Source organism: Flavipsychrobacter stenotrophus (genome assembly GCF_002954265.1).
GTDB classification, from domain to species: Bacteria; Bacteroidota; Bacteroidia; order Chitinophagales; family Chitinophagaceae; genus Flavipsychrobacter; species Flavipsychrobacter stenotrophus.
Window position 1 is genome coordinate 151,633 of the sequence record NZ_PPSL01000004.1, and the last position, 13,024, is coordinate 164,656.

The 13,024-nt window shown below is 44.3% G+C and carries 9 protein-coding genes; 3 read left to right on the top strand and 6 right to left on the bottom strand.

Going from position 1 to position 13,024, the window contains the following annotated elements; all coding sequences use genetic code 11:
* Positions 1-37: 37 nt before the first annotated feature.
* A complete protein-coding gene (gene accC, locus CJD36_RS15100) occupies positions 38-1,516 on the bottom strand; it encodes an acetyl-CoA carboxylase biotin carboxylase subunit (RefSeq protein WP_105040032.1) in 1,479 nt (492 codons plus the stop codon).
* 171 nt (positions 1,517-1,687) lie between these two features.
* On the opposite strand from accC, the gene CJD36_RS15105 reads away from it, so the two are divergent.
* Positions 1,688-3,229 carry a serine hydrolase gene (locus CJD36_RS15105; RefSeq protein ID WP_105040033.1) on the top strand — a complete coding sequence of 514 codons (1,542 nt, stop codon included), beginning with the start codon at positions 1,688-1,690 and terminating at the stop codon, positions 3,227-3,229.
* Between the two features lie 108 nt (positions 3,230-3,337).
* On the opposite strand, the gene CJD36_RS15110 is transcribed toward CJD36_RS15105, so the two are convergent.
* The 5 genes from CJD36_RS15110 to CJD36_RS15130 all read right to left on the bottom strand — a co-directional run bounded on the left by CJD36_RS15110 (position 3,338) and on the right by CJD36_RS15130 (position 10,120).
* Positions 3,338-5,029 carry a multicopper oxidase domain-containing protein gene (locus tag CJD36_RS15110; RefSeq protein WP_105040034.1) on the bottom strand — a complete coding sequence of 564 codons (1,692 nt, stop codon included), beginning with the start codon at positions 5,027-5,029 and terminating at the stop codon, positions 3,338-3,340.
* Between the two features lie 47 nt (positions 5,030-5,076).
* On the bottom strand, positions 5,077-5,970 hold the full coding sequence (locus tag CJD36_RS15115; RefSeq protein ID WP_105040035.1) for a T9SS type A sorting domain-containing protein: 894 nt from the start codon (positions 5,968-5,970) through the stop codon (positions 5,077-5,079).
* Positions 5,971-6,055: 85 nt separating this feature from the next.
* Positions 6,056-6,439 carry an HYC_CC_PP family protein gene (locus CJD36_RS15120; RefSeq protein ID WP_105040036.1) on the bottom strand — a complete coding sequence of 128 codons (384 nt, stop codon included), beginning with the start codon at positions 6,437-6,439 and terminating at the stop codon, positions 6,056-6,058.
* A 277-nt stretch (positions 6,440-6,716) separates the two neighbouring features.
* A complete protein-coding gene (locus CJD36_RS15125; protein ID WP_161499326.1) occupies positions 6,717-8,240 on the bottom strand; it encodes a T9SS type A sorting domain-containing protein in 1,524 nt (507 codons plus the stop codon).
* Between the two features lie 248 nt (positions 8,241-8,488).
* Positions 8,489-10,120 carry an ABC-F family ATP-binding cassette domain-containing protein gene (locus tag CJD36_RS15130; RefSeq protein WP_105040038.1) on the bottom strand — a complete coding sequence of 544 codons (1,632 nt, stop codon included), beginning with the start codon at positions 10,118-10,120 and terminating at the stop codon, positions 8,489-8,491.
* Positions 10,121-10,407: 287 nt separating this feature from the next.
* Between CJD36_RS15130 and CJD36_RS15135 the strand changes: the two genes are divergently transcribed.
* Positions 10,408-11,607: a bifunctional 3,4-dihydroxy-2-butanone-4-phosphate synthase/GTP cyclohydrolase II gene (locus CJD36_RS15135; RefSeq protein ID WP_105040039.1), complete on the top strand. Its 1,200-nt coding sequence runs from the start codon at positions 10,408-10,410 to the stop codon at positions 11,605-11,607.
* 186 nt (positions 11,608-11,793) lie between these two features.
* Entirely contained in the window at positions 11,794-12,981 is a 1,188-nt protein-coding gene (locus tag CJD36_RS15140; RefSeq protein WP_105040040.1) for a glycosyltransferase, read from the top strand.
* Positions 12,982-13,024: the final 43 nt, after the last annotated feature.

Here is a 13,024-nt window from a genome sequence, read left to right on the forward strand (position 1 = left end):
TTTCAATGATAGTTACTTTTGAGGCGGTATATTGTATTTATTTTCTATTTAATTTCCATTTGCTGATGTGTCCGGTACCGGCAGCAGCCAACTCAGGCTTCTTTTCTTGCTCCCATATGTAAGCACCCAACAGTGCCGCTACCTGGTTGGCACCCTCATCTTCCACCAACAAATACTCGGGTTTGTAATACTTTTCAATGAATTTGGTATCGAACTTACCTGTGCGGAACGGCTCGGTGCGTACAGCCCATTTGCCAAACGCAAGGGTGGTTTTGATGCCTTTTATGTGGTATTCATCAATACCTCTGCACAAGCGCTCTATGGCTTCCTCACGGTCTGCGCCATAAGCAACCAGCTTGGCTATCATTGGGTCATAATAGATAGGCACTGCCATTCCTTCTTCAAAGCCATCATCTACACGAATGCCCGGACCCTTTGGTGGTTGGTACATTTCCAGTGTGCCGGTATCTGGCAAGAAGTTATTCAGCGGATCTTCCGTACAAACACGCAATTCTATTGCATGTCCGGTTATTTTCAGGTCGCTTTGTGCAAATGATAACTTGTTACCACGCGCCACATTGATCTGTTCCTTCACCAGGTCTATACCGGTGATCATTTCGGTAACGCAATGTTCTACCTGCAGGCGGGTATTCATTTCGAGGAAGTAGAAGTTGAGCTCTTCATCAACCAGGAACTCTACTGTACCAGCACCATAATAGTTGCAAGCCTTGGCTACTGCTACAGCGCATTCGCCCATTTTATGGCGGATATCTTCTGTAAGGCAGCTCGACGGTGCCTCTTCAATCAACTTCTGGTGGCGGCGCTGAATGGAACATTCGCGCTCGAACAGGTAGGCATAGTTGCCGTGCTGGTCGCCCATTAATTGTATCTCTATATGGCGCGGAGCACCTACATACTTTTCTATAAATACTGCATCGTTCCCAAACGCGTTTAATGCTTCGCTCTTCGCTGTGAGCATCTGCTGTTCCAGCTCTGCGTCGTTTTCTACCACACGCATACCCTTACCACCACCACCGGCAGATGCTTTGATGAGGATAGGGAACCCAATTCGTGCAGCAATTTCACGCGCCTCAGCTACATCTCGCAACGGATCTTCGGTTCCCGGTACCATTGGTACATTGAACTTTTTAGCGGCTTGCTTTGCTGATATCTTATCACCCATCATTTCGATAGAGTGGGCAGATGGACCTATAAATATCAATCCGGCATCAGATACCGACTTAGAGAATGCAGCATTTTCACTCAAAAAACCATAACCGGGGTGAATAGCATCCGCGCCTGTTTGTTTGGCTACAGCTATTATTTTTTCACCACGCAGGTAAGACTGCGCCGATAGCGCAGGACCTATACAAACAGCTTCATCAGCATACCGTACAAACGGCATATTTCTGTCGGCCTCAGAGAAAACGGCTACTGTTTTAATACCCATTTCTTTGGCAGTGCGCATAATACGCATGGCTATTTCACCACGATTGGCGATAAGTATTTTTTGCATGGAGCTAAGGTAGGATTTAATGTGTTAATGTGGAAATGTGCCGATGTGAAAGTGACTTGACGGGAAAACTACTTAGCTGAATTGGTATAGCTTAGTGTTATTCATTCCTTTTTTTAGTGATGAATATGCGCATCACGTTGATTTTAGGTACTCCTGCATTATCTTGTACTCATGAAAGCAATATTCTTCTCACTGCTATTGGTTGGTGCATTATCGATCACCGCTCACGCCCAACCCCTCACCTCCAAACAAATAGACACCCTTACCGAGCGCACCCTCAAAGCATTTGATGTGCCGGGGATAGCTGTGTGTATTATCAAAGATGGTAAAGTGATTCATTCAAAAGGGTATGGTGTAAGGTCATTGAACTCGAAGAAACCTGTTGATGAAAATACACTGTTTGGTATAGCCAGTAATAGTAAAGCCTTTACTGCGGCTGCATTGGGTATATTGGTAGATGAGGGTAAACTGAAGTGGGATGATAAAGTGCGTGATTATATCCCTGAGTTCAAGTTGTATGACCCATATGTTACGGAGTCATTCACCATTCGCGATCTTTTGACTCACAGAAGTGGTCTTGGACTTGGTTCAGGTGACCTTATGTTGTTCCCCAGCCCCAATGCGTTTACCTTAAAGGAGGTGATCTATAATCTCCGGTACCTGAAACCTGTATCACAGTTCAGAACCAAGTATGACTACGACAATAACATGTACGTACTGGCCGGCGAAGTGGTAGCGCGGGTAAGTGGTATGAGCTGGGATGCATTTGTAGAAAGACGCATAATGAAGAAGCTGGGCATGGCTAATAGCGCAGGCTCGTATGCTCGTGTGAAAGACCATAGCAATGAAATAGACGGTCATGCACCTGTAGATGGTAAGGTACAGGTGGTGGACAGAGATACAATGGCGCTTGGCCACTCTGCAGGTGGTATATACAGCAGCATTGCCGACCTCAGTAAATGGGTGAAATACCTGCTGAGTGATGATACTACAAAGAAGGTGATAAGTGGAGATGTAAAGGAAGAAATGTTCACCCCGCAGACCATTATTCCGGTGCATGGCAAGTCGGCATACAATACACACTTCGCTTCTTACGGTTTTGGCTTTTTCTTGTCTGATGTTAAGGGCTACAAGCAGGTAACCCACACAGGCGGACTGGAAGGAATGGTTACTCAGGTAACTATGATACCTGAGTTAGGATTGGGTATTATTGTATTGACCAATCAGCAAGAGGGTGATGCATTTTCAGCGATAACCAACCAGATAAAAGACTCGTATCTGGGTGTAACGAACACTGACCGTGTAAAGGAATACTCTGCCCGCCGTGCAGGATCGGTAGACGAAGCTAAGAAGATAACCGATGCTGTATGGACGACGGTTGCTAATAATGAAAAGCGTGGCTCAACCGATATCAGCGAAGTAAAAGGCACCTACAAAGATCCGTGGTTTGGAGAGGTCACTATCTCTGTAAAGAATGGCAAGGCCTGGTTTGAATCAAAGAAGGCATATAAGCTTAAGGGGCAATTGTTCTTTTATAAGGCAAACACCTATGTAGTAAAGTGGGTAGACCGTAGCATGGATGCAGATGCCTTTGTAACATTTACATTAAACGAAGAAGGAAAGACCAAGGGCATGACCATGAATGCCATCTCGCCCAACACCGATTTTAGTTTCGATTTTCAGGATCTTGATTTTGTGAAGTTACAGGAGTAGATATTCCTTCAAATGTTGCTATCAAACTAAGTTAATTATGGACGTTTTTTAAACAATAAATCCCGCCTCAACCGAAGCGGGATTTATTGTTTGATTTTCTTAGCAATATTACTGTACTATCAATTTTTTAACAGAAGTTGAATCTCCAGTAGTAATATTGATCAGGTACATACCTTTCGGCCATTCAGCTACATTTAGTAGCAACTGGTCCTCTGTGGAAGTGCCGTGAAACAATATTCGCCCTGTAAGATCAGTTGCAGTTACGGTCGCTTCCTTACCCATATGATTAGTAGAGATGGTAACGGTTTCACTAGCCGGATTTGGGAAAAGCTTAGCATCCCTTGAATTGTCAATGGTTGCCACGCTGATAGGACTGCCGGGTGTGACTATGAATTGCCCCATCATACCATCATCTTCATGCATTAATATGTGACAGTGATACATGTAAGGAGTTGAAGTATCAGCGAAATCTGTGAACTGAGCAATGAATCTTACTGTTTCATTTGGCTCTATCATCAGCACATCTTTTCTTCCTCTTTCATATAACGGTGGAGGATTGCCATTACGGTCCAGAATATAAAAATGTACATCATGCAAATGGAAAGGATGGGCTACCATAGTGCTATCCAGTAGCGTCCATACTTCTACATTATTGACAGGTATGCGATAGTCTATCCTCATCATGTCAAATAGGTTATGGTTGAAGTAGAATGGACCATCCATTACCATCATACTATCAGCCGTCATGTTGATAGACCTGTTGGTGTGCAATAATGATTCAGTGAGTGGTGTATCAACTGCCAGCGCAGATGGTATTGTAGTAACAGGCGAAGCCGTAGGTGCAGTCACATTTATCTGTAGTATGTTGAAGTCGATACCATTCAGCGGGCTGTTCATTGGCGGACTTCCGGGAGGCATGGGCATTGTAGGCCCGCCTTGTACGCCCATTGGTAATTCCGATGCATAGCTCATCAGGTAAAGTGTTTGCCCGTTGAGCCCAGTCAGGTCCAGCAGTATTTCATACCGCTCGCCGGGAGCTATGCTTATCCTTGTGGTATTCACCGGTGCCTGTAACAGGCCATTATCGCTGGCAATGATCTTGAACGAACGATTGGCTGTAAAGCCAAAGTTGAATGTACGTTCGCCACTTGCATTAAGTAGTCGCATTCTCACTACTTGTGCTGGCATATTTACATAGGGACTGTCAGTGCCGTTTACTAATACAATACTATCTACCATTCCCTTGGGCATAAACTGGTTATTGGTGTCCAGCTCAAAACTTTGCACGATTACAGGTATGTCGTCAACTCCATAAGTGCGGGGCAATGTTAGCGCTGCCTCAGCATTGTCTCTAACTATTATAAACCCTGCATCTCCTTTAATTGCTTGTTCAGCTGTCTTACCCATCATGTGCGGGTGATACCAATAGCTGGCAGCATTGTTTCTAACCACAAACATTGGATTCCATGACATGCCGGGCATGATCATATTAAACGGACCGCCATCATTCTTTGGTGCCACGTGCAGGCCATGCCAGTGCATGGTTGTCGTGTCGCCCATTTGGTTATGCACATTCAGGCTTATGCTGTCCCCTTTTTTTAGTAATAATGTGGGACCCAGGTAGGCATTGGCATTAATGCCGAATGTCTGAGTAAATTTTCCGGGTTTCAATTGGACACTATCTCTGTGAACAGTGATATCGAACGTAGTGCCGGATAGCGTATCCGGAATATACAACTGATGCTGGGCTATGCAGCAATGTGCAAAGCCCAGCATAGCCAGGATCAATAATTTTTTCATTGTCGGGAAATTTATTGAGGAGGGAGGCGCCCCCTCCTCATGTTACTTTATTCTATCACCAATTTTTCTGTATGCTTGCCGGCATCGCTTATCAGCGTTACCAGATACAGTCCTTTACTGAAGGATGTAGTGTTGAAAGAATAGGTGTTATTTCCTGCTGTAGTTTTCGGCGTAGAAGCGGCAACTATTTTGCCGGTAATGTCGCACACCTGAATAGTTATGTTGCTGGATGTTGTAGTTTCAAAAATAACAGTAAAATCACCTGTAGCCGGATTAGGGTAAAGTTTAACATCGTTCAAGCTGTTATTCACTGATGCAATACCACTAGGTACAGTGCCTGTGAAGGCCAGGTCGTCAACATACAAGTAACTATTGTTTACCGGAGTTGCTCCGCTCGCCGACAAAATGATCATCGCACTGTCGGGGAACTTAGGTGATTGATAGGTCAATGGAATAGTAAATGAAGCCCAGCTCATGACCATGCCTGCAAGTGGTTGCGTAGCATAGGCAATTGTATCGCGCATCATGGTGGTCATATTCCATTTAGAAAGTAGAATGGTCACACTGCCTGCGTCTGATCCGTAGGCCATGTATTGCCATGAACCAGTAAGACTAACGGGTCTTGTAGTGTTTGGAAAGCCTGATTTCGGCGCATAATTGGCTACATCTATTAAGCCGCTTACTGCTACACCCGGTGCTACACCAACACCTGTTACTGTCTTCGACGTGAGCTGTAGATAACTTGCGCCCATCATTCCCGGAGTGCCTTTTGTGCATGTATATACCGACGCGGCATTAGTTGTAGCATTAAGATTATCCCAGCCGGTTGGTACATTATAACCACCTGTGTTCGTCCAGGTTTCAAATCCGGCATTAGGTATTTGTGCTATAGCTGTCATTGTTGCAGTCACTGCTGCAAATAAGAATATTACTTTTTTCATTTTTATTGGTTGAAAAGTTAGATTAAGTATAAGAGTATAATGCCCATATCAGTAGGATATGGGAATGACGAATCACAAGCTCAGATCAAATTCTAAGATTTCTAACTAATAAATAGATGGGAATTGTTTGTAGTAAAGGCGGGGAAGGCCCATGTGCTATGTGGGTGTCATCCTGATAAACAAGGAATGATTTATGGGTGTTGGTGTATTGTTGTGGGACAATGGCTTCACAGATAGTCTTAAATGCTAGTGTAAACGCCTTTAGTGTATGATTATCCTTAAATTTTGCTTTCACAAAATGGTCCTTGCAGCACCCCGACTTTTCACCCTCGCCACAACAGTTTTTTTCCGTATCAGCCGTAAAGCAAACCTGCCTGAATGACCCACCGCAATAGTGCATAGTGAACGACATGCCTATGGCATTCACCATATAGCACAACATTATCAATGTGGTCAGCAGCCTTTTCATCTTCCTTGCAAATATAGCATACTAATTTTTATTGTGACTTATTCTTTGGTGCAAAACATTGACCTTTAGCCATTTAATGCACAAAAGTGTCGAAACAAAAATCCCGCCTCTGACGAAGCTGATTTTTTAACTATGTAAACTCATTGAGGTATCTGTGGGCGCATGCTTGCAATCGATTAACCGTTACACCGTCGCTATGCCAGGTATATTTACATCACGGGGTCATCTGGCACCTGCTATTTTGGTTTTGATTAGCTTCTATAAAGCCTATTTTTTTTTACCAGATTGTTACTTTATCTCTGTACACGCTTCCTTCGCAATCTACTAATATTAGATATGTACCTTTTGCCAGACTACTCCCAGCTACAGGGATATTTGAATTGTCGGTAGACTGTGCTGTATATACCACCTTTCCCGTTACATCTGTAATTGTTATAATGGCGTTTTGGCCTGGCACCGATACTTCAAAAGATCCGTAAGACGGGTTGGGATAGATACTGATGCCAGTTTCTTTTTTGTGCCCCGTAATACCTGCTGTGCAAACAGAAGACGGCAATATGCTCAAAGGATAGGTAACGGTAGTAGCACCGCAGCCATTAGTAACTGTGTACGAAATATTTGCGCTCCCTGCGCTGATCCCTGAAACTATACCGCCGCTTACACTTGCATCTGGTGAACTGCTGCTCCATACACCACCGGGTGTAATATTGGAAAGAGATATGAAGCTGCCCTCGCAAACTGATGATGCACCTGTGATTGCTGAAACTACTGGTGAAGTGTTATTTATAGTTACATGTACCTGTAGTATGGTGTCAGTCATGCTTATGTTTTCCCACATCTGCATGTAATAAGTGCCCGTGTCTGCCAGGGTAAGGTTAGGTATTACAAGGGTAGTGTCTAATGACAAGCCGAAATAACTACCGTCGTGGCTCCACGAGTATAGACGATTAGGGCCAAAGACAGGATAAGTACCACCGGCCATTGGTACAATATCATAATGAAGTACGCCGGTTGTATCTGTGCGGTGGTATGCATTAAGAAATTGAGCTATGGTATCTACGATGCCAAGTCTTAAAGTATCACCTACGCAATATGCGCGGCTGCCACCTATCTGCGGAGCGCCCCTGCCTGCATTCCCTGCTACCCATAAAGCAGTTTTGGGCATAATGGTAATCGGGCAGGTAAGTGTATCATATGAATAGGAATATTGGGTACTAATGATATACTGACCGGCATATTGGTAATGCGACGAATGGGCAGGATCTGCAATACCGCCTATTAATGCCAATGTATCCAATGCCTGTGTTAGAGATGTTGCAGTTCCGTTGCCCCAGTTTATGTGCATATTGACCTTTAGATCCAGGTCGTTAACAACGCCATGCGGGAACTGTATGTAGATCGAATTAGGGTCGGTTATTACAGATTGCCTGAACGTATAGGCTCCGGAATACCCATAGTCAATACCAGGTAACATAGTGCAGTTAAAGACCAAATTGGTACTTATATTATCTGTACTGCTACAGGTAGTTCCTGGTGCGCTTGCTGTAATTGTGTAACTGTGGATAGTAGACGCATCAATGACAGGTAGAGACACAATGGAACCGGTATGTGACGTGCCTATATCAGATAACCACGTATATGTATACCCACTACCCAGTCCTGCTGTGTCAGCAACCATTACCTGGTAGGTGGTGTCATGTACGTGTGTCTCTGATATTCTGTGGGCGCTTATAGAACACTGTCCGTAAGAAGAGGACGACAAACATAAGAATACCAACGCACAAGTGATAAGGTGTTTCATTTTGATAAGTTTTATTTGACAAAAGTAAAAAAAGGAAATTATATGATATGTTTTTGTTGATAAACGGTCGTTTTTGTTTACGAACGGCATTTTTCAAGCAAGGTTAATATGTAAATAAAATTTACTTAATGTGATGCAGTTGCTGCCAATGCACATTCAAACTAAAATCCCGCCTCAAAAGAAGCGGGATTTTATATCATTATCCTCATTGTCCGATTAAGCCATTGAGTAATTGAGCCATTTATTAGTTATGCCATTACGCCTCCGTACATTTCTATACGCTGTGCTTTCACACGATCGTTTTCCATGTATTCGTCAAAGGTCATTTCGCGGTCTATAAGTCCGTTAGGCGTTATTTCGAGTACGCGGTCTGCAACAGTGTTGGCCAATTCATGGTCACGACTGGTAAACAGAATAGTACCCTTAAAGTCTTTCATGCCATTATTGAGGGCGGTGATACTTTCCAGGTCTAAGTGGTTGGTAGGTTCGTCCAGTAGCAACACATTACCCTTCATCATCATCATGCGGCTCATCATGCAACGCATTTTTTCTCCTCCCGAAAGCACCGAAGATTTCTTCAGCGTTTCTTCGCCAGAGAACAACATACGGCCCAGGAAGCCACGAATGAACGTTTCATCCTTTTCTTCTGAATATTGTCTCAGCCAATCGATAAGGTTGTCATCATTACCAACAAAGTAAGAAGAGTTGTCATTGGGTAGATAAGCGTTGGTAACGGTTACGCCCCATTTGAAAGTGCCTTCAAAATCAGTGTCAATTCCGGAAAGTATTTCATAGAAAGCAGTTGTAGCCAGTGAGTTCTGAGACAATACTGCTACCTTCTGACCGCGCTTCAGGTCGAAAGAAACATCCTTGAACAGTACTTCACCATTTACTGTCTTGCCCAATCCTTTTACTTCAATGATCTGGTCACCGGCTTCACGTACCTGGTTATTGAACAGGATGGCCGGATATTTACGGTTGGATACCGTCATGTCGTCCAGCTTTATCTTATCCAATGCCTTCTTACGGCTGGTAGCCTGCTTAGACTTTGATGCATTGGCCGAGAAACGGGCAATGAACTCTTTCAGTTCAGCTATCTTATCTTCAGCTTTCTTATTCTGATCGCTGCGCTGTTTCAGCAACAACTGGCTTGATTCGTACCAGAAAGAGTAGTTGCCCGTAAAGGTGTTGATCTTACCAAAGTCAATATCCGAAACGTGTGTACAAACAGTATCTAAGAAGTGACGGTCATGCGATACAACCAATACTATCTTCTCATAATCAGCCAGGAAGTTTTCCAGCCAGCCTATTGTTTCAAGATCAAGGTCATTGGTAGGTTCATCCAACAGCAGGATATCCGGGTTGCCGAAAAGTGCCTGTGCCAATAGCACACGTACCTTCTGGTTACCATCTATTTCCTTCAGTAGTTTGCTGTGCAATACTTCTTTGATACCCAGGTTGCTCAATAGGGTAGCCGCATCGCTTTCTGCGTTCCAACCATCCATTTCAGCAAACAGACCTTCCAGTTCACCGGCCTTTATACCGTCTTCTTCAGTGAAATCTTCTTTAGCGTAGATAGCATCCTTAGCCTGCATTACTTCAAACAGGGTAGTATTGCCGCGCATTACCGTTTCGAGTACAGTTATTTCATCATACTCATAGTGGTTCTGCTTCAACACGCTCATTCTCTGGCCCTTGGTGATATCTACCTTACCTGTGGTAGGCTCTATCTCGCCCGAAATGATCTTTAAAAATGTGGATTTACCGGCACCGTTAGCACCAATAATACCATAACAATTACCCTCTGTAAACCGGGTATTCACGTCTTCAAACAACACGCGCTTGCCATAGCGAAGCGATAAATTATTAATAGTAATCATAATATTGTTAACCGTCGGTAGCACTAACACCTAAAGCCACCTCTTTTTGCGGCTGCAAAGGTACGGAATATATGGTGGAAAACTATGTAGGGGTATTGTAGATTTTGAAGAAGGTATAAGAGAAATTAATAATGGTTGTTGTATGCATTTCCCTTGCATTTAAGAAATCAGTTTTTGCCAGAAATTATATTGATACGCCTAATACCATTATTCCGTTTTATGTAAATCACTCATTTAATCCTTATAAACAATAACCGTACCTTTGCAGCCATTTAGAGAGAGTTTATATGCTGGATACTATAGAAGCTGCGTTGGAAGACCTGAAACAGGGCAAATTACTGATTGTTGTAGATGATGAGGACCGTGAGAATGAGGGTGATTTTGTAACTGCCGCGCGCAATGTAACCCCCGAGGTTATCAACTTTATGTCAAAACACGGCCGTGGTTTGATCTGTGCACCCATCACCGAGGCTCGTTGCAACGAGTTGAAACTGAACCTGATGGTTGAAAACAACACTGTTTTGCACCAAACTCCGTTTACTGTTTCTGTCGATCTGATAGGGCAGGGATGCACTACAGGTATTTCTGCACAAGACCGCTCTAAGACAGTTCAGGCATTAATAGATCCGAATACCCAACCCGAAGACCTTGGCCGCCCGGGCCATATCTTCCCGCTAAGGGCAAGAGATGGGGGCGTATTGCGTCGTACCGGTCACACCGAAGCTACAGTTGATCTGGCTCGCCTTGCAGGTATGGAACCTGCCGGAGTGCTGGTAGAGATCATGAATGATGATGGCACGATGGCTCGTATGCCGCAGCTGCTGGAAATCGCTAAGAAATTCAACCTTAAGATCATTTCTATAAAAGACCTTATTGCATACAGATTGAAAGTAGAAAGTCTGGTAGAGGAAATAGTGCATGTACATATGCCTACCAAGCACGGCGATTTTGAACTGCATGCATTCAGGCAGTTATCAACAGGTGAAAATCACCTGGCGTTAGTTAAGGGTACGTGGGAAAAAGATGAACCTGTATTGGTAAGAGTGCATAGCTCTTGCTTTACCGGAGATATTTTACATTCGCTCCGCTGCGATTGCGGCGACCAGCTGGAAGCCGCCATGGAAATGGTGGAGCGCGAAGGCAAGGGTATAGTATTGTACATGAATCAGGAAGGTAGGGGAATAGGTTTGTTCAATAAACTGAAAGCTTACAAACTGCAGGAAGAAGGTAAGGATACTGTAGAGGCTAACCTTGCATTAGGGTTTAAAAACGACGAGCGCGATTATGGCGTTGGTGCGCAGATACTCCGCCATCTGGGTGCTACAAGGCTTAGGCTGATGAGCAACAATCCGCGTAAGCGTGCAGGCTTGCTTGGCTATGGTATTGAGATAGTGGAAAATGTGCCTATTGAGATCAAGGCCAACAAACACAATGAATTTTACCTGCAGACCAAGCGCGATAAGCTGGGGCATGAGATAATGAAGTAATGTGTGTTTTGTTAAACCTTACCCCGACCAGTTCCAAGCCTGCCTGTCGGCAGACAGGGGAGAGGGAGGTGTGGTTACGAACTCAAAGAGATACGTCCCGATGCGTTAGTCGGGAGACTGGCAACCGCTCGGACGTAGTCAGAGACTACGCCCAGCACTTTTAATAATTATTATTAATAGTTTACATTGAAGATACTGTTCCTCGCCAACCGGGTACCATACCCGCCATATCGTGGCGACAAGTTGAAGATCTATAACCTGGCCAAAAGGCTGAAGGACAGGCATGAACTGTACCTGCTCACTTTTGCCCAGAACGAAGAAGACCTGCAGTATAAAGAGGAACTGGAAAAGATATTTACCGAAGTACATTTTATCTACCTGCCTAAGTGGAAGAGTGCTGTGCAGTGTCTTTCAGGCGCATGGAGCAGCAAGCCTTTACAGGTGCTCTATTTTCAGAGTAGCGAAATGCAAACTGCCCTCGATGCATTATTGCAAAGAGTTCATTTCGATGCTATACATGTGCAGCACCTGCGCATGTCTCCCTACCTAGCCAATAGAAAAGACCTTGCCCGAATACTCGATCTGCCGGATGCTTTCTCGCTTTACTGGGAGCGCCGTAAGACCGTAAAGCGTGGCCTGCTTACCACCATCTTTGAGAACATAGAGCAAAAGCGCGTACTGGGTTATGAGCCTATTCTTAAGGAGTATGACATGAGCCTCGTGTGCTCTCAGGAAGATCTCGAATACATGGTGAAAACACACCACACAGGTAATATGCGCCTGCTGCCTAATGGTGTAGATATGAGCACCTTTAAAGCTGGCAACCACGATTACTGCCCGAATGATACGATCCTCTTTACGGGTAATATGGACTATGCACCCAATGTAGATGCTGTTGTTTACTTCACAGAAACTATATTGCCTGCTATAAGAAAAGAAATGCCACATGTACGGTTTATCATAGCCGGTCAGCGCCCTGTTCCCAAAGTACAGGAGCTAGCCAATGATCATGTGGAAGTGACGGGTTTTATCAAAGATCTGGCTGCCGTTTATAACACTGCCAGCGTAGTGGTAGCGCCATTGCGGTTTGGTGCGGGCACACAGAATAAAGTGCTGGAAGCTATGGCTATGGGTATCCCTGTAGTATGCTCCAACATTGGTTTTGGTGGGCTGGGCATTCAAAGTGGTGAAGGGGCATTTATGCAAACCGACCCTGCAAAATTTGCACAGAGCGTTATAGACTTACTCTCATCGGAACAATTACGCAGACAAACCGGCGAAGCAGGTATGCAGGTCATCAAAACAAAATTTGACTGGGATGTTGTAGCGCTTACACTGGAAAAGTATCTGGAAGAAGTGGCTACGAAACATTAGGCTTTTGGTGTTTCATACACCAGATTTGAAAAGGTTTTAGAAA